Origin of the sequence: Vibrio sp. 1F253 (assembly GCF_041439295.1) — a bacterium.
Classification (GTDB): Bacteria; Pseudomonadota; Gammaproteobacteria; order Enterobacterales; family Vibrionaceae; genus Vibrio; species Vibrio tasmaniensis_A.
In genome coordinates this window covers 71,974-90,483 of sequence record NZ_JBGONU010000010.1, presented here as the reverse complement: position 1 = coordinate 90,483, position 18,510 = coordinate 71,974, and the positions used below count along the sequence as shown (strand labels likewise).

Below are 18,510 nucleotides of genomic sequence, written 5' to 3'. Positions count from 1 at the left end.
CCATTGGCGGCCTTTTTATTTTGCCAAATGACCACTAGTGAGTATTTTGTCAGTTTTTTGGGTTATTTTGTCCATGTATTCTACTTTATGCTTATTATTTAGATATACTACTGCTCCGCTGCAGAAACACTCCAAAATAATAATCTGCGGCACTCGACCAATAAACTGGTCAACCTAGGTGATAAACGGCTTTGTAAGGTGACATAACCAACGATTGAGTTGGTGCTACTTGAACATAACCAATATAACGTGCCATAGAAGCACACTTGTTGTTCAAGTATTTGTTTACTGTTTACCATTTGGATTTCAGACATGTCATTACCACACGTAATTTTAACCGTTTTAAGTACACGCGATGCTACTGGTTACGATATCACAAAAGAATTCTCCGCAAGCATTGGTTACTTCTGGAAAGCTAGCCACCAACAAGTTTACCGCGAGCTAAATAAAATGGCTCAGAACGACCAGGTAACTTGCGTACTTGAGCCTCAAGAAGGCAAACCTGATCGTAAAGTTTACTCTATCACCGATGCTGGCCGTGGCGCGCTAGGTGAATGGTTTGAACAACCAACTGCACACCCAACCGTTCGTGACGAGTTCTCAGCTAAGTTAATCGCTTGTGCTGTACAACCTTCTGATGCGTACCGTGTACAACTTGCTGAACTAGTAGAAGAGTCTCGCAAACTGGTTTCTCACTACAAAGAAATCGAAGCGGCTTACTACGCAACGCCATCTACACTAGACAAGCAAGCACGCCTAGAGCGTCTAACGCTTCGTCGTAACCTACTGATCCGTGAAGCATGGATTGTATGGGCTGACGAAGTACTGCTTGAACTTGGCGCTCTTGCTTAAGTTAAGCTAGAAACTAGAAACTAGAAACTAGAAACTAGAAACTAGAAAAGTAAAAGGCTTGAACTCTTAGAGTCCAAGCCTTTTTTGTATCTATAGGATTTGAAATGTTACTGCCAGAAGCTTTTATAAGCGCTTAGGCTTTACTTCTAGACTTTGCTTAAAGCGCAGCAACCTGTGGGCGAACACCTAGCGTATGGCAAAGTGCATAAGTCATTTCTGCACGGTTTAGCGTGTAAAAGTGGAAATCTTTCACACCTTCACGGCTTAGCGTACGAACCATATCGATCGCTTGGCTAGCACCGACTAACTGACGAGTTGTTGGATCATCATCCAAGCCTTCGAACTGCTTCGCCATCCAACCTGGTACTTTTACGTTATTCATCGCAGCAAAACGAGACGCTTGCTTGAAGTTAGAAACCGGCAAGATACCCGGTACAATCTCTACGTCAACGCCAGCCGCCACACAACGGTCACGAAAACGTAAGTAGCTTTCGACATCGAAGAAGAACTGAGTGATTGCACGGTTTGCACCCGCATCCACTTTACGCTTTAGGTTAATAAGATCAGATTGAGCGCTTTTTGCTTCAGGGTGAACCTCAGGGAATGCCGCTACTGATATATCAAAGTCGTGACGAGATTTAAGCAGCTCGACTAAATCAGACGCATACATATCTGGCGCACCACCGCCTGCTGGAATATCACCGCGCAACGCAACAATACTTTCAATGCCATTTGCCCAGTAATCGTCGGCAATTTGAATCAGCTCTTCGCGGCTAGCATCAATACACGTTAAGTGTGGTGCAGCAACTAAGCCTGTTTGGTTCTTAATTTCTTTAATGATTGAGTGGGTACGATCACGCTCACCCGAGTTTGCACCATAGGTTACTGATACAAATTTAGGTTGAAGTGTTTTAAGACGGTGAACAGAATTCCACAGGGTCTCTTCCATCTTCTCACTGCTTGGTGGGAAAAATTCAAATGACACATTGATGTTGTCAGAAAGCTCTGCAATATTCTGATTTAAAGCGTCGATATGACTTGCGTGTGTGTATCCCATCTTACTCTCCCTGTGGCAAAAGCAACCACTAAATAATCTCAAATCCCTAGCGACGTTTAGACGTCTATATGTCTCCAGAATGAATTGAATACGATTTAATGTCAACAGATCCATTATGAATTTTTTTCAAGTAGATAGTGAGAAAAGCTCAAGCCGATAGGTGGGTCGCAAAGAAGAAATAATGTAGAAAAAAGGCTGAAAACACATCGTGCTTTCAGCCTTATTTATCTTAGTGGATAGTATGCTATTTACGCATTTAAACAATTAATCTGAGTATTAAAGCAATTGATCTGACTATTAAGCCAATCGCTCTAAGTATTAAACCAACCGCTCTAAGTATTAAAACAGGCTAGACATTCTGTTTAAATCAGACTGAATTGCACCAGCTGTCACTTCACGACCAGCACCTGGGCCACGAATAACCAATGGATTATCTTTGTACCATTTGCTCTCAATCGCAAAGATGTTGTCGCAAGGCAGTAAGTTCGCCAGAGCGTGTTCTTTAGATAACGCTTCAACGCCTACCGTTGCCTTACCATTCTTCTCTAAACGCGCTACGTAACGAAGAACCTTCTGTTGAGACTGCGCTTTCTCTAAACGCTCGGCCAACTCTTCACTCAGTACAGAAGCTTTATCAAAGAAGTCATCCACTGACAGATCTTGTAATTCTTCAGGTACCAATGATTCTACTTTGACGTTTTCAGGCTCAATATCTAACCCCGATTCACGAGCCAGAATCACCAACTTACGCATCACGTCTGAGCCATCCAGATCAGCACGAGGATCCGGTTCCGTCAGGCCTTGTTGCCACGCTAAGTCAACCAGCTCGCTGAATGGCACCGTGCCATCAAACTGTTGAAACAACCAAGACAAAGTGCCAGAGAAAATACCAGACAGAGCAATGATATCGTCCCCGCTCTCACGCAGGTCTCGCACAGTGTGGTTGATAGGTAAACCAGCACCCACTGTCGCGTTGTACAACCAATGACGGCTGATCTTAGCGAAAGCATCTTGTACTTGATGGTAATACTCGCTTGATGCAGAGCCAGCCACCTTGTTAGCCGAGATCAGGTGGATACCTTGTTGTGCAATTTTCAGGTACTTTGCAGCAAGCACAGGGCTTGCAGTTACATCGAGTACTACAGCTTCATCGTACCCCTGAATAGAACCCAAACGCTCTAACCAGTCGTTACCATTGTTGGCAATCGCTTCATCATCAAAGCGCTTGCTCACAGAAGTCGCATCAATGCCATGATCGTCGAACCAATAAGTTTGGCTATCAACAACCGCAACCAATTCAAAGTTCATCCCACGGCGCTTTTCAAGTTCCGCTTTTTGCTCAGCAAACAAGCTTAACCAACTTGAACCAATGTTGCCCTTACCACACAAGGCAATCGCAACACGCTTTTGTGCTTGGAACAGTTGAGAGTGAATGCCTTTCACTAGACTTGATGTTTCACTCTTACGAATCACAGCCACCAAGCTTAAGCCAGAGTTCGCTTCTGAAATGAACTCAACCGGCGAGCTCTTAAGCTGCTGGTAGAAACCGTAGCAATGGTTCGGGTTCTTAGTCACACCAGCACCCACTGCTGCAATCAGAGAGAAGCCTTCTTTAAGCTTAATTTCCGCTTCAATCGCGTGGTCTTGTAGATATTCCAACGCACCACCAGCAATCTCTTCCGTGTAGGCAAGGCGCAAGCAGTGCTGATCCGGTTCAAGCTCATAAGCAAGCGGCTCAAGTTGAGCTCGCTTAAGGCCTTCAAGGACTTCACTTTCTAAGCGGTCAAAATCATGGCCATGACCAAAGGTCAGCTGAACGATCAGAACTTCATCCAAAGAGGTAATAATTTTTGCGCCGCGACCCGATGCCAGTACACGCTCAATTTGTGTAGAGCCCGCCTCCGGCTGGTAGCTGCAGCGCAAGCTGAGATCCATAGCACTTTGAGCCACAGGCTGTAGTGTTCGGCTATGGAGCACTGGAGCCGCCAGACGAGCGAGTTCACTCGCTTCATCAAGGCGAAGCAGAGGCAACAAACACGCATCCGAAACCAAACGAGGGTCAGCGCTGTAAACGCCCGCCACGTCACTCCAAATCGTCACACGTTCAACTTCAGCCAAAGCACCAATCACGGTTGCTGAATAATCTGAACCGTTACGACCAAGCAGTACTGTTTCACCTTCGCAGTTCTGAGCCATAAAGCCCGTAATCACCACTCGGCAATGCGTATGCTGAGCCAAAACTTCTTTAATCAGAGGATAAGAACGCGCGCGATCCACTTCGGGTTGAGCACCCGCTTCTGCACGTAAAAAGGCACGCGCATCTTGAGCAACTGCTTGTAAGTCATGTTGGCACAACAGAGCGGCTAACAAACGTGAAGACCAAACCTCACCGAGTCCTAACACCTGTGCTTTTTGCGATTCGCTTAGAGGAGCAGTTAGCTCACCTAAAGCAGTAAATTCTTGTTGAATAGTGGCCGTTAGCTGAGCCGCAGACTCACCTTCAAGCAGCGCTTCAATCAGCTCAAGCTGGAACTGACGAAGGGTTTGTAGACATTCATGCGCAATACGACCATCTTTGTCGAGCGCTTCAACAAACTCAATCAAGCGGTTAGTTGTTTTACCCGCAGCCGATACCACGACCAAGTCAGTAGCTGACGAGTATTCTCTAAGAATATTGACCACGCGTTGGTAACACTCAGGGTTCGCTAAACTGCTGCCACCAAATTTATGTAGCTGGCGAAAGGTTGTCATTATTAAACCTCCCCTTCTGCGATAAAGCCTTGTGTTTTTTCAAACGCTTGCTTGAGATCATCAATCAAGTCTTCTGCATCTTCAAGGCCAACAGAAAGGCGCAATAATTGTTGAGAAACACCCGCTTCTGCTAAGGCTTCTTCGCCCATAGCACGGTGAGTCATCGACGCTGGGTGACAAATCAGGCTTTCAACACCGCCCAATGATTCAGCCAAAGAAAATAGCTCTAATTTATCCACAAAATATTTAAGTGCTTCAAAAGATCCCGAAAATTCAAAGCTCAGCATGGAACCAAAGCCCAACTGCTGTTTCTTCGCGATCTCGTGACCCGGATGTTCAGGAAGGCTTGGGTGGTAAATCGTACCCACCAGATCTTGTTGTTGCAGAGCCGTCAGAATTTCACGTGAGCTCTCTTCGTGAACGCGCATACGTGCACCTAGCGTACGAATACCACGTAGCGTCATGTAGCTATCAAATGGTGTGCCGGTTGCACCAATACAGTTACCCCACCATGCTAGCTCTTCAGCGTGCTCTTCAGTTTTAGTGACCACAACGCCGCCAATAACATCTGAGTGTCCGTTGATGTATTTAGTGGTTGAGTGGATAACAAAATCCGCACCCAGCTCTAAAGGCTTTTGGAACACAGGCGTCAAAAACGTGTTGTCGACAGCAACCAGAGCACCTACTTCTTTCGCTTTACGGCAAGTTTCTGCAATATCAACCACACGAACCAATGGATTCGATGGCGTTTCGATTAAGATTAACTTTGGCTTAAGCGCGATCGCCGCATCCAGTGCAGCTTGATCCGATTGATCAACAAACAGAACTTTGAAGTCACCTTTGAGTGAGCGTGTGTTAAACAGACGGTAAGTACCGCCATAGCAGTCGTGCGGTGCAATAATAAGATCATCGCCACCTAAGAAAGCGGATACCCATAAGTTAAGTGCCGACGTACCGCAGTTAGTGACAACCGCGCCTTTGCCTGATTCAAGCTCAAACAGTGCCGTTTCTAATAGACCGCGGTTTGGGTTACCAGAACGGGTATAATCATACTTTGGCACTTCACCAAAAGCGGGAAACCCATAGTTAGTCGAAAGATAAATAGGTGGGACAACGGCATGGTGTTGCGTGTCTGACTCGATGCCAGTACGTACTGCGATGGTTGCTGGCTTCCGGCTGCTCATAGGTGCTTCCTTACAAGTTTTGCGTCTGAGAATCACAGCTGCTTGTCGGCATTTTGTGGCTGTGTTAGATATATGTTACTCACTTTACTTTCATAAACGTGAGACGTCAACACTTCTGGACGTCTATATGTCTTTACTTATGGCAGTAAATCCCGCTAAAATCAGCACTATTAATTTATTCTAACAACTAAAGTAATGAAGGTACGCAATGGCCGACTGGAATGGTGAATACATAAGCCCATATGCTGAGCATGGAAAGAAAAGCGAACAAGTAAAGAAAATTACAGTTTCTATCCCTCTAAAAGTGTTAAAGGTTCTTACTGACGAGCGCACTCGCCGCCAGATCAATAACCTACGCCATGCAACAAACAGTGAGCTACTGTGCGAAGCCTTTCTACATGCGTACACAGGCCAACCACTGCCAACGGATGAAGACCTTCGTAAAGATCGTCCAGACGACATCCCGACTGAAGTCAAAAAACTGATGACAGAGATGGGCATCGAGTTCGAAGCGTTTGACGAAGAATAAAAACAACTCAGTCACCGCCTTCATTATTGATTCGCTATAGCTGAACCCTATTTGTCACATCACCCACTACGTTATCTGTAGCTGCGCTGTAAATGATAGACATAAAAAAACCGACTCCTATGAGTCGGTTTTTTATTATTCTTTTCGCTCAATAGAGCAACAGCTATTAAGCTACTGAGCTACTGAGCTACTGAGGCATTAAGCCATATAGTTAGCAGGCATCTCAATACGAGCAACGCCAGACTCAACAGCCGCTTCAGCAACTGCTTTTGCAACACGAGGAAGCAGACGCGGGTCCATTGGCTTAGGAATGATGTAACCCTTACCGAACTCCAGTGCAGTCTCGCCCGCAGCTGCCAGTACTTCAGCTGGAACTTCTTCTTTTGCTAGTTCACGAATCGCTTTAACCGCCGCTAGCTTCATTTCGTCATTGATTTCGCTCGCACGCACGTCTAGTGCACCACGGAAAATGAATGGGAAACAAAGTACGTTGTTTACTTGGTTAGGGTAATCACTACGGCCAGTACCCATGATTAGGTCAGAACGAACTTCATGTGCAAGCTCAGGTTTGATCTCTGGATCTGGGTTTGAACATGCAAACACAACAGGCTTATCAGCCATCAGCGTAAGTGCCTTAGCTGGTAGCAGATTAGGACCCGATACACCCAAGAACAGGTCAGCGCCTTCGATAACATCTTCAAGCGTGCGCTTGTCGGTGTTATTTGCGAACAGCTCTTTGTATTCATTCAAGTCATCACGACGAGTGTGGATCACACCTTTACGGTCAAGCATGTAGATCTTCTCACGCTGAGCGCCACACTTAATCAGTAGCTCCATACAAGCAACCGCTGCTGCGCCAGCACCTAAACAAACGATCTTACACTCTTCCAGTTTCTTACCTTGAAGCTCGATCGCGTTAAGCATACCCGCTGCCGTTACAATCGCAGTACCGTGTTGATCATCATGGAAAACAGGTACATCACAACGCTCAATCAGGCGACGCTCGATTTCAAAACAGTCTGGTGCTTTGATGTCTTCTAGGTTAATACCACCAAATGTATCTGCGATATTCGCAACCGTATCAACGAACTCATCGATTGTGCGGTGTTTTACTTCAATATCAATAGAATCTAAACCAGCAAAACGCTTAAACAGGAGCGCTTTACCTTCCATAACTGGTTTAGAAGCAATAGGACCAAGATTACCTAAGCCAAGAATTGCAGTACCGTTAGAGATAACTGCAACCATGTTGCCTTTACCTGTGTACTTATAAACGTTATCGACATTCTGTGCGATCTCGCGAACAGGCTCAGCTACGCCAGGGCTGTATGCCAGTGCTAGGTCTTCTGCAGAGTTTGCAGGCTTCGTCAGTTCTACGGCAATTTTGCCTGGAATTGGGAACTCATGATAATCAAGAGCTTGCTGACGGAATTGTTCTTGAGGCGATAATTCTTGAGGGGATTGATCTTGGCGGCTGTCTTCAGACATAGGTGTAGGTTCCTAGGATATTATTATTTGGGGGATCTTGTTCATGTTAATGGATGTACTTCAAAGTTCCTAGGTGGTTGAAGCATCTGTATCATTAAAAAACGAGATTTCACTACTAATAAGACCAGTGGGCAGTTGAAATTACTGTCGCTAGCTCAACTTTAGAGCGAATTTCGAGGAAGGAGTGTTGGGGTAAGCGATGAAATAAAATTTACGCCAGTAACCTACCACTTTAAATGACCTAATAATGAAATACGATTCAGTATTTTTTCAAATTTCAGGCAACAAAAAAGGACACCGAAGTGTCCTTTTTATGTCTAAATAGCGAGAATTACTTCTTGCTAGAAAGAGCACCGAAACGCTTGTTGAAGCGATCAACACGGCCGCCTGTATCTACGATACGTTGCTTACCAGTGTAGAACGGGTGACATTTGTCACATACGTCTAGGTGGATTGATTCTTTTGCTAGCGTTGAGTTGAACTCAAATGTGTTGCCGCAAGAACAAGTTGCAGAAACTGCTTTGTATTCTGGGTGGATACCAACTTTCATGGGAAAACCTCAATTAGGCCGCGTCGCCATCCGATTCTAAGCCGGACACCACACGTAGTTAAAAAATAAATAAAGACACCGCTGCATCACTAGACCGCGATAAAGCCATACCTTTAAGGCGCAGTATAGTAATGAATCTGTGAGGTAGGATCAACTGATTTGATACATTTTTCACCAACACTGTCCTTAAACCTTCTATTAAGCGTTATTTTCTGGCTCCAGTAGCATTCAAGCCTCAAGTAAGCTCTGTCATCTAAACTGCTCCTCGAATTTAACGCCCTTATCCATTAGACTGTTCGCTCTCGTCAATTCAGATAAAGCCGTCCCTTTATGCGTCCAATGATTGCCCGTGTGGCACTGCCTGTTCCACTCGACAAGCAGTTCGATTACAAGATTCCTAGCCACCTATTTCCGATTATTGGCGGTCGAGTCTCTGTGCCTTTTGGACGACAAACCTTAACAGGCATTGTTACGGCTCTGGTTAACGAATCTGAATTCGAGTTAGACAAACTCAAGCCCATCAAAGCCTTACTAGACAACCAACCCGTTTGGCCGGAATCGGTCTACTCACTCTTGGTATGGTGCAGCCAGTTCTATCAGTATCCACTAGGTGAAACCTTGGCCAACGCACTACCAAGCGCCTTACGAAAAGGCAAAGCGGCCGATTTCGCGACGCTTGTTGAATGGCAACTGACCCCATCAGGTAGAGATCAACTGATGCAGGGCTTTGGCCGTGCCGTCAAACAAGCCAAAGTAATGCACATGCTTGAGCACGGCCCAGTTCCCCATCAAGAATTCATTGATGAAGAAGTGGGCAGCGCGGTACTTAAGACGTTGGAAGAGAAAGGCTGGGTTGAATCAGTAGAGAAAAAGCCGAAGCGCCAACCGTGGCCAGTTGAGCTCGAAAACGATCAAGATAAGCCAAAACTCAATGAAGAACAGGCTATAGCAATAGCGACAGTAAATAGTCAAACCGACTTTGGTTGCTTCTTGCTAGAGGGTGTAACTGGCTCAGGTAAGACCGAAGTCTACCTGAATATGATCAAGCCGATTCTCGACCAAGGTAAACAAGCGTTAGTGTTAGTGCCCGAGATCGGTCTAACCCCTCAAACGATTAACCGCTTTAAGCGACGCTTTAATGTTCCAGTTGAGGTTATCCATTCTGGTTTAAACGATTCTGAGCGACTAAATGCTTGGTTATCGGCGCGTGATAAAATAGCGGGCATTGTGATCGGTACTCGTTCAGCTCTGTTCACACCGTTCGCGGATCTGGGCATTATTATTGTCGATGAAGAGCACGACGCCTCTTATAAGCAGCAAGATAGCCTACGCTACCACGCTCGTGATGTTGCCATCATGCGTGCTCATAAAGCGCAGATTCCGGTTGTGCTAGGCTCGGCGACTCCGGCCTTTGAAACGCTGCACAACGCTCAGATCGGTAAATACAGTTACCTCACCCTGACCTCTCGTGCAGGTGTCGCGCTGCCGACCACCAATAAAGTGTTGGACGTTAAAGGTGAATATCTAGAAAGTGGCTTGTCTGCGTCGTTGATTGCTGAAATGCAAAGACACCTCAAAGCAGGCAACCAAGTGATGTTGTTCCTCAATCGTCGTGGGTTTTCTCCCGCATTAATGTGTCACGATTGTGGTTGGACAGCGGAATGTAAGCGTTGTGATGCCTACTACACCTATCATCAATACAGCAATGAGATGCGCTGCCACCACTGTGGCTCGCAGCAGCATATCGTGCATCATTGCCAAGGTTGTGGTTCAGCGAATTTAGTAACAGTGGGTGTGGGTACAGAGCAACTTGAAACCCAACTTGGTCAGCTATTCCCTGAATACAAAACCATCCGTATTGACCGAGACAGCACTCGCCGCAAAGGCAGTTTAGAAAGCGCGTTAGAATCGATTCGTAAAGGTGAATACCAAATTCTGATTGGTACACAGATGCTTGCTAAAGGGCACCACTTCCCAGATGTCACACTTGTGGCGTTGCTGGACGTTGATGCCTCTTTATATAGCAGTGACTTCCGCGCCTCTGAGCGATTGGCCCAATTGTTTACTCAAGTCGCCGGTCGAGCAGGACGAGCTAGTAAGCCGGGGGAAGTTATCTTACAAACTCACCATCCAGAACACGGCTTATTACAGGCATTACTGCACAAAAACTACAACCACTTTGCTCAGACTGCATTGGCAGAGCGTAAACAAGCGATGTTGCCACCTTATACCTTCATGACTTTGTTTAGAGCGGAAGCCAATGACACTCGCTTAGTGGAAGAGTTTTTGCGTCAAGTGCGCCACACATTGGAATCGCATCCGTTATTTGACCAATATTGCATGGTGCTAGGACCAACCCCTGCACCACTAGCCAAACGAGCAGGTAAATCGCGCTGGCAGCTTATTTTACAAACACAGACTCGCTCGTTGATGCAAAAGCTATTAATGAGCGCCAAGCCAGCAATCAATATGTTACCCGCTGCGAAAAAAGTCCGTTGGTCACTCGATATTGAGCCGCAAGATCTGAGCTAAACCCACTTGGGTTAAAACTAATGATAAGTTTGTTCACAAATATTTCATATTTCTCGTGAGCAACTTCACACTAGTCATGTGATTTTTGTTAATCTAGCCGTAACTTTACATGGGTGAAACGAATAAAATATTGCAATAAAAAAAGTGTTAGCAACACTTTCACAATATCTATTCGATTATATTTATTATTCATGCCTTAGATACTTAGGCAGCAAAGGAATTAAAAAGAGGGTTTAATTTATGGCGACAATGAAGGATGTTGCCCAGCTAGCAGGCGTTTCAACAGCTACGGTATCACGTGCATTGATGAACCCTGAAAAAGTCTCGGTTTCTACTCGTAAGCGAGTTGAGACAGCAGTACTTGAAGCTGGATACTCACCCAATACATTAGCTAGAAACTTACGTCGCAACGAATCAAAAACCATCATCACTATTGTTCCTGATATCTGTGACCCGTATTTCGCAGAGATCATTCGTGGTATCGAAGATGCCGCAGTAGAAAATGACTACCTCGTTTTACTGGGTGATAGCGGCCAACAGAAGAAGCGTGAGTCTTCATTTGTTAACTTAGTATTCACCAAACAAGCTGACGGCATGCTACTACTTGGCACCGACCACCCGTTTGATGTCAGTAAGCCTGAACAAAAAAATTTACCGCCGATGGTGATGGCGTGTGAGTTTGCCCCAGAGCTTGAACTCCCTACCGTACACATCGATAACCTGACCTCAGCATTTGAAGCGGTGAACTACCTAGCTCAGTTAGGCCATAAACGTATCGCTCAAATCTCAGGGCCCATATCGGCAACGCTGTGTAAATTCCGCCAACAAGGTTACCAACAAGCGCTACGTCGTGCAGGAGTATCAATGAATCCTGCCTACAGCACTGTCGGTGACTTTACCTTTGAAGCGGGCGCTCAAGCTGTTCGTCAATTACTCGCTCTTCCTGAACAACCTACAGCGATCTTCTGTCATAACGATGCGATGGCCATCGGCGCGATTCAAGAAGCGAAAAAATTAGGCTTACGCGTTCCTCAAGACCTATCGATTGTCGGCTTTGATGACATCCAATTCGCTCAATACTGCGATCCACCGCTAACCACTATTTCTCAGCCTCGTTATGAGATTGGACGCCAAGCAATGTTGATGATGCTCGACGTACTTAAAGGCAACGATGTACAAGCGGGGTCGCGTCTGCTTGAAGCCAAATTAGTCGTTCGAGGTAGTACAGCGCCGCCTCGAATCTAATCTGAAGAAATATCCTTATAATTCTGCGGCACATTTTGATGTGCCGCTTCCATTTCTGCACTGTTATCCTCGCTCAATCTGGATTACCATGAGAGCAGAATCAGCAACTATTGAATTGTCTTGTGGCTAATAGAGATTATGTAAAGCGCGGTCGTGGCACAAAAAAACCGACCAAGAAACAAGCCCCTCGCCGTAAACCATGGCGTAGTGGTCTTTTGGCGATCCTCCTTGCCGGTGGTTTTGGTTACGGCCTTTACCTATTGAGTAATGATCCTGAGCCGCCAGCACCGACTCCAGTGGTAACCAAACCAAAGCCTAAGCCGAAACCAGCAAAAGTAATTCCGCCGCCTCCAGAGGAGAAGTGGGATTACGTTGAAACCTTGCCAAGTCGTGAGATTGAAGTAAAAGCCAAAGAGCAACAGATCTCGAAGATCCCTTACATCATGCAATGTGGCGCGTACAAAACCTCAAGCCAAGCTGAAGCACGTAAGTTGGATATTGCTTTCCAAGGTATCTCAAGTTCAATCCGCAAAAAAGATGGAAGTAGCTGGTACCGTGTGGTTCTAGGGCCATATAAATTGAAGCGTGATGCAGAGCGAGATCGCCATAAGCTGCAGCGAGCGAAAATCGAACCTTGTGCTATTTGGAAAGACACCGAGTAGTTATAGATTTAGCCGCAGAAGCAGAAGCAGAAGCAGAAGCAGAAAACCAAACACCGAAAGCCTCCCATTGTGGAGGTTTTCTTTTATCTACACCCTTTAGCCAAATTTCCTTACAACTTCCGCCGATAAGTTGCGCGACATCACTCGACCTTCCTTGAATTATCCGAGCACCATCCTCATATACTTTTTATACCCAAAGATAAGAAATATTAAGAGGCCCTACTCGTGACTACCATTGTATCTGTACGTCGTAATAATAAAGTCGTCATCGCGGGTGATGGACAAGTATCTCTAGGCAATACTGTAATGAAGGGCAATGCCCGTAAAGTACGTCGCCTATACAACAACAAAGTACTGGCTGGTTTTGCTGGCGGTACCGCAGATGCTTTCACGCTATTCGAAAAATTTGAAAGCAAGCTGCAAATGCACCAAGGCCACCTAACCAAAGCTGCCGTTGAGCTGGCGAAGGATTGGCGTAGCGACCGTGCTCTACGTAAATTAGAAGCACTGCTAGCAGTAGCGGATGAAACTGCTTCATTGATCATCACAGGTAACGGTGACGTAGTTCAACCAGAGAACGACCTGATTGCTATCGGTTCGGGCGGTAACTTCGCTCAAGCAGCAGCCACTGCACTATTAGAAAATACAGATTTAGATGCGCGTGAAATCGCAGAAAAGTCGCTGAACATTGCGGGCGATATCTGTGTATTCACCAACCATCACCACACTATTGAAGAACTAGAAAGCACCGTTGAACTGCCAAAGCCAGAGTAACGACCGCTTCCATCAATAACGTTGTATTCAACAGTGATTAAAGAATTAAGGAAAAACCATGTCTGAGATGACTCCTCGCGAAATTGTTCACGAACTCAATCGCCACATTATCGGCCAAGACAACGCTAAGCGCTCAGTGGCTATCGCTCTGCGTAACCGCTGGCGTCGTATGCAGCTTGAAGAAAGTCTGCGTGTTGAAGTATCACCAAAAAACATCCTGATGATCGGCCCAACCGGTGTCGGTAAAACTGAAATTGCTCGCCGTCTTGCGAAACTAGCAAACGCGCCTTTCATCAAGGTAGAAGCGACTAAGTTCACTGAAGTGGGCTACGTAGGTAAAGAAGTTGAAACCATCATCCGTGATCTAACGGACGTTGCGATTAAGATGACACATCAACAAGCGATGGAAAAAGTACAATACCGCGCTGAAGAACAAGCTGAAGAACGTATTCTTGATGCCCTTCTACCACCAGCGCGTGATGCTTGGGGTCAGAACGAGCAATCAACTGAAGACACAACCTCTTCAAACACTCGCCAGATTTTCCGCAAGAAACTGCGTGAAGGTAAGCTAGACGACAAAGAGATTGAAGTTGATGTAGCGGCGCCACAAATGGGTGTTGAAATCATGTCACCTCCAGGCATGGAAGAGATGACTAACCAGCTACAAGACATGTTCCAAAATCTCGCTGGCGACACCAAGAAAAAGCGTAAGATGAAAATCAAAGACGCATTCAAAGCACTAACAGAAGAAGAAGCTGCGAAGCTTGTGAACCAGGAAGAGCTAAAAGAGAGCGCGATCTTCAACGCTGAAAACAACGGCATCGTATTCATCGATGAGATCGACAAAATCTGTAAGCGTGGCGACAGCTCTGGCCCAGACGTATCTCGTGAAGGTGTTCAACGTGACCTGCTCCCTCTTATCGAAGGCAGCACAGTATCAACTAAGCACGGTATGGTTAAAACTGACCACATCTTGTTTATCACTTCAGGTGCATTCCAAGTGGCTAAGCCATCAGACCTAATCCCTGAACTGCAAGGTCGCCTGCCAATCCGTGTTGAACTTGAAGCACTATCAGCACATGATTTCAAACGTATTCTTACTGAGCCAAAGGCATCACTGACAGAGCAGTACATTGCCCTGATGAAAACAGAAGATGTCGGCATTGAGTTCACTGAAGATGGCATCAACCAAATTGCTGATGCAGCATGGCGTGTGAACGAAACCACAGAAAACATCGGTGCGCGTCGTCTGCACACAGTCATGGAACGCCTAATGGATGAGATTTCATTCGACGCAACAGACCGAGCAGGCAGCAAATTGGTGATTGATGAAGCTTATGTAATATCTAAGCTTGGCGAGCTCGTAGAAGACGAAGACCTAAGCCGCTTCATCCTGTAGCACACCAAACTCCAACTTATTGCTCTATCTCAAAGAAATAGCAGCTAATAAGCGAATTCAAGGCCCACTTTCGAGTGGGCTTTTTATTACCCGAAAAATGGGCGTATACTCAAATCACAGTATGAAACGAAGACTTACAAAGAATTAGACCTACGATGAAACAATCTCTACTGATTTGGCTTGATGCCGCACGCCCAAAAACTCTGCCTCTCGCACTTGTCTCTATTCTTACAGGAAGTAGTTTAGCGTTCGCTGGTGGTCATTTTTCTTTATCAATCGCACTATTGGCTTTTTTAACCGCCACTCTATTACAGATTCTGTCGAACTTAGCCAATGACTATGGCGACGCGGTAAAAGGCACAGACAACGAAAACCGTCTAGGGCCAACACGTGCAATGCAATCTGGCGCGGTGACCGCGAAAACCATGAAGCAAGCGATCATCCTCAACATCGTATTTACCATGCTCGCTGGGCTGATTCTTATCTTTCATGCCTTAACCTCGATTGAGAGTATCTTATCTTTCATTGCGTTGGGCGTATTAGCCATTGTTGCAGCCATCGCTTACACCGTCGGCAATAAACCTTATGGTTATATTGGCCTTGGCGACTTATCGGTGTTTATCTTCTTCGGTTTGTTAGGCGTTTCAGGGACTTATTTCTTACACACTGGCCATGTTGAACCAAGCCTATTCCTTCCGGCATTGGGCTGCGGCTTGATGGCGGTTGCGGTGCTCAATATCAACAACATGCGTGATATTGAAAACGACAGCGAATGTGGCAAACGCACCATGGCTGTTCGCCTAGGGCAGCGCAAAGCCAAACACTATCATTTTGCACTGCTTGGGCTCGCCCTTGCCTCTTTCGCTATCTACCTACTGATTCAAGAAAAACCGGTCTGGATCAGCCTGCCGTTTTTACTGAGCATTATTATTGTTTATAAGCACGGTAAGGCCGTTTGGGAAACCGAAAAGCCAGCACAGATTGCACCAATGATGCCCGTGATAGTGAAATGTTCACTGGTCACTAACCTATTGTTTGCAGGGGTTGTCGTAGCTCAAACTCTATTGAGTTAAATGAGACTAATCATTGCAAAGGGATCAAGCACCGATATACTCAAAGTAAGCTCATTGTTCAAAAGGTATACTAATGGAATACAACACTTCAGCACTGTGCGACATATATTTGGATCAAGTTGATGTCGTGGAGCCAATGTTCAGCAACTTCGGTGGACGTGCATCCTTCGCAGGACAGATCACGACATTAAAGTGTTTTGAAGACAATGCTTTAATTCGCTCCGTATTAGAACAAGATGGTTTGGGACGTGTGTTGTTAATCGATGGTGGCGGCTCACTGCGTAAAGCGCTGATCGATGCTGAGATTGCCCTACTTGCTGAAGACAATGAGTGGGAAGGTATTGTGGTTTACGGCTGCGTACGCGAAGTCGATGAGCTAGAAGACATGAATCTTGGTATTCAGGCTTTAGCCTCTATTCCTGTGGGTGCAAGCCAAGAAGGTGTCGGCGAATTGGATGTACCTGTGAACTTTGGCAGCGTGACCTTCTTACCGGAAGATTACCTCTATGCAGACAACACTGGCATTATTCTTTCGGCAGAGCCTTTGGATGTAGAACTCGATCTGGATGTTGAAGAAGAAGAGGCCGAGTAACTCACTCAGCTTCAAATAATAAAACAAGCCATAGAACACAAAGCATAAGAATACAAACGAAAACGCCCGCTACTCAGTAGCGGGCGTTTTTTAAATCTGAAGAGTCGATTACTCTACGTCATCCATTTTACCAAGAAGGTTACGGATGCGATCTTGCCATGCTGAATGCTCTTCCTGCATTTGCTGAGTTTTTTGCTCTAGCTCGTGACGGCTTGCTTTAAGCTCACCAGCTTCTGTTGCTAGTGCTTGTTTCTCTTCTTTAAGCTCTTCCACTTCCATTTGAAGAAGTGCAATTGTATCTACTGCTGTTTGAATTTTTGCTTCTAGCTGCTCTAGTACTTCAAAAGACATTCTGGCCTACCTTTAAGTTATCCATTTGATGGTGAAGGTTCACTCCACTTATTTCCCCATTCTACTCAGCAGAGCAAGGATAAACACTCAATATATTCGATATTTTGCGCCATTCGATGAAAAAAACAGCGCTTTTTACCGAATATTGACGTGAGTGATTACCGCCACAAGGGCAAACCGATTATTTTGATGAATAATAACTGTTTTCCACTGCGAATTGATCGAGAGCAATCTCCAAAAAACAAAAAAGCAAACGTTTCCTTTGGGATATGGTAAAATTCGCCGCGAAATTTCTATTCCCCCTTTGATAATTTTGGAGTCCGCATGAAACGCGATTTAGCAATGTCATTCTCTCGTGTCACAGAAGGTGCAGCACTAGCTGGTTACAAGTGGCTTGGTCGTGGCGATAAAAACGCTGCAGATGGCGCTGCTGTAGAAGTAATGCGTAGCCTACTAAACAAAACCGAAATTAGCGGTGAGATTGTTATCGGCGAAGGTGAAATCGATGATGCACCTATGCTATATATCGGTGAAAACGTCGGTGTGGGCGGCGATGCAGTCGATATCGCCGTAGACCCAATTGAAGGGACACGCATGACAGCTATGGGTCAATCAAATGCATTGGCGGTATTGGCTGCAGGCGAAAAAGGCAGCTTCCTTAAAGCGCCTGACATGTACATGGAAAAATTGGTTGTTGGCCCTGGCGCAAAAGGCGTGATTGACCTAGAACTGCCACTGACAGAAAACCTAGACAACATTGCGAAAGCACTAGGTAAAACACTCGATACACTAGTAGTAACCACTCTTGCTAAACCACGTCATGATCAAGTGATTGCTGACATGCAGGCGATGGGCGTTCGTGTATTCGCAGTGCCAGATGGTGATGTTGCTGCTTCTATCCTAACGTGTATGCCAGACAGCGAAGTAGACGTAATGTACTGCATCGGCGGCGCGCCTGAAGGTGTCGTTTCGGCTGCTGTTATTCGCGCACTCGACGGCGACATGCACGCACGTCTGCTTCCTCGTCATGAAGTAAAAGGCGATACAGAAGAGAACCGCAAGCACGGTGAGCTTGAACTAGAGCGTTGTGCAGAAATGGGCGTAACGGCAGGCATCGTCTTGAAAATGGAAGACATGGCACGCAGCGATAATGTTGTATTCTCGGCAACAGGTATTACTAAGGGTGATCTTCTAGAGGGCATCACTCGCACAGGCAATATCGCAACCACAGAAACTCTGCTTATCCGTGGTCGCTGTCGTACGATTCGCCGCATCAAATCTATCCACTACCTAGAGCGTAAAGACCCAGAAGTAATCGGTCACATCCTGTAGACCTAAACTAGCTCTAACAGAAATGTTCCAAGGCTGATACCAAGTATCAGCCTTTTGTTTTATTAGTGCACCAGAATCTCACCATTTGCTGTCGCTAGAGTAAAACGCTGTCTATATAGTAAATCCCCATCAATATAGT

Annotated in this window: 16 protein-coding genes; 10 read left to right on the top strand and 6 right to left on the bottom strand. The window is 45.8% G+C overall.

Translation table 11 applies throughout. The features are described 5' to 3' along the window. Nucleotides 1-312: 312 nt before the first annotated feature. Nucleotides 313-852, top strand: a complete 540-nt coding sequence (locus ACED28_RS07690) for a PadR family transcriptional regulator (RefSeq protein ID WP_009848889.1) — start codon at nucleotides 313-315, stop codon at nucleotides 850-852. 157 nt (nucleotides 853-1,009) lie between these two features. Here ACED28_RS07690 and metF read toward each other — a convergent pair whose 3' ends face one another. The 3 genes from metF to ACED28_RS07675 all read right to left on the bottom strand — a co-directional run bounded on the left by metF (nucleotide 1,010) and on the right by ACED28_RS07675 (nucleotide 5,844). Next, the gene (metF, locus tag ACED28_RS07685; protein WP_009848888.1) at nucleotides 1,010-1,909 is read right to left on the bottom strand and encodes a methylenetetrahydrofolate reductase; all 900 of its coding nucleotides are present in this window, start codon (nucleotides 1,907-1,909) and stop codon (nucleotides 1,010-1,012) included. A gap of 339 nt (nucleotides 1,910-2,248) precedes the next feature. Next, nucleotides 2,249-4,660, bottom strand: coding sequence for a bifunctional aspartate kinase/homoserine dehydrogenase II (locus tag ACED28_RS07680; protein WP_371709585.1), 2,412 nt, complete (start codon nucleotides 4,658-4,660; stop codon nucleotides 2,249-2,251). Between the two features lie 2 nt (nucleotides 4,661-4,662). Then, a complete protein-coding gene (locus ACED28_RS07675; protein WP_102250568.1) occupies nucleotides 4,663-5,844 on the bottom strand; it encodes an O-succinylhomoserine (thiol)-lyase in 1,182 nt (393 codons plus the stop codon). A 208-nt stretch (nucleotides 5,845-6,052) separates the two neighbouring features. Between ACED28_RS07675 and metJ the strand changes: the two genes are divergently transcribed. Next, the gene (gene metJ, locus ACED28_RS07670) at nucleotides 6,053-6,373 is read left to right on the top strand and encodes a met regulon transcriptional regulator MetJ (protein WP_004729686.1); all 321 of its coding nucleotides are present in this window, start codon (nucleotides 6,053-6,055) and stop codon (nucleotides 6,371-6,373) included. Nucleotides 6,374-6,571: 198 nt separating this feature from the next. On the opposite strand, the gene ACED28_RS07665 is transcribed toward metJ, so the two are convergent. Continuing rightward, nucleotides 6,572-7,861 carry a malic enzyme-like NAD(P)-binding protein gene (locus ACED28_RS07665; RefSeq protein WP_009848885.1) on the bottom strand — a complete coding sequence of 430 codons (1,290 nt, stop codon included), beginning with the start codon at nucleotides 7,859-7,861 and terminating at the stop codon, nucleotides 6,572-6,574. 331 nt (nucleotides 7,862-8,192) lie between these two features. After that, nucleotides 8,193-8,411, bottom strand: a complete 219-nt coding sequence (gene rpmE, locus ACED28_RS07660) for a 50S ribosomal protein L31 (RefSeq protein ID WP_009848884.1) — start codon at nucleotides 8,409-8,411, stop codon at nucleotides 8,193-8,195. A gap of 330 nt (nucleotides 8,412-8,741) precedes the next feature. Between rpmE and priA the strand changes: the two genes are divergently transcribed. The 7 genes from priA (at nucleotide 8,742) to rraA (ending at nucleotide 16,688) form a co-directional block, all read left to right on the top strand. After that, nucleotides 8,742-10,943, top strand: a complete 2,202-nt coding sequence (gene priA, locus ACED28_RS07655) for a primosomal protein N' (RefSeq protein ID WP_017101498.1) — start codon at nucleotides 8,742-8,744, stop codon at nucleotides 10,941-10,943. A gap of 240 nt (nucleotides 10,944-11,183) precedes the next feature. Next, nucleotides 11,184-12,188 (top strand): DNA-binding transcriptional regulator CytR, encoded by a 1,005-nt coding sequence (gene cytR, locus ACED28_RS07650; RefSeq protein WP_009848882.1) that lies wholly within the window; start codon nucleotides 11,184-11,186, stop codon nucleotides 12,186-12,188. A gap of 122 nt (nucleotides 12,189-12,310) precedes the next feature. Continuing rightward, nucleotides 12,311-12,850, top strand: coding sequence for an SPOR domain-containing protein (locus tag ACED28_RS07645; RefSeq protein ID WP_009848881.1), 540 nt, complete (start codon nucleotides 12,311-12,313; stop codon nucleotides 12,848-12,850). A 225-nt stretch (nucleotides 12,851-13,075) separates the two neighbouring features. Beyond that, nucleotides 13,076-13,624 (top strand): ATP-dependent protease subunit HslV, encoded by a 549-nt coding sequence (gene hslV / locus ACED28_RS07640; RefSeq protein ID WP_004729692.1) that lies wholly within the window; start codon nucleotides 13,076-13,078, stop codon nucleotides 13,622-13,624. 58 nt (nucleotides 13,625-13,682) lie between these two features. Then, nucleotides 13,683-15,023, top strand: coding sequence for an HslU--HslV peptidase ATPase subunit (gene hslU, locus ACED28_RS07635; protein ID WP_371709584.1), 1,341 nt, complete (start codon nucleotides 13,683-13,685; stop codon nucleotides 15,021-15,023). Between the two features lie 155 nt (nucleotides 15,024-15,178). Beyond that, nucleotides 15,179-16,096 (top strand): 1,4-dihydroxy-2-naphthoate polyprenyltransferase, encoded by a 918-nt coding sequence (locus ACED28_RS07630; RefSeq protein ID WP_009848879.1) that lies wholly within the window; start codon nucleotides 15,179-15,181, stop codon nucleotides 16,094-16,096. A gap of 73 nt (nucleotides 16,097-16,169) precedes the next feature. Then, nucleotides 16,170-16,688, top strand: coding sequence for a ribonuclease E activity regulator RraA (gene rraA, locus ACED28_RS07625; protein WP_009848878.1), 519 nt, complete (start codon nucleotides 16,170-16,172; stop codon nucleotides 16,686-16,688). Between the two features lie 108 nt (nucleotides 16,689-16,796). On the opposite strand, the gene zapB is transcribed toward rraA, so the two are convergent. Next, entirely contained in the window at nucleotides 16,797-17,039 is a 243-nt protein-coding gene (gene zapB / locus ACED28_RS07620) for a cell division protein ZapB (RefSeq protein WP_009848877.1), read from the bottom strand. Nucleotides 17,040-17,363: 324 nt separating this feature from the next. Here zapB and glpX point away from each other — a divergent pair, with 324 nt between their 5' ends. Beyond that, nucleotides 17,364-18,371, top strand: a complete 1,008-nt coding sequence (gene glpX / locus ACED28_RS07615) for a class II fructose-bisphosphatase (protein ID WP_371709583.1) — start codon at nucleotides 17,364-17,366, stop codon at nucleotides 18,369-18,371. Nucleotides 18,372-18,510: the final 139 nt, after the last annotated feature.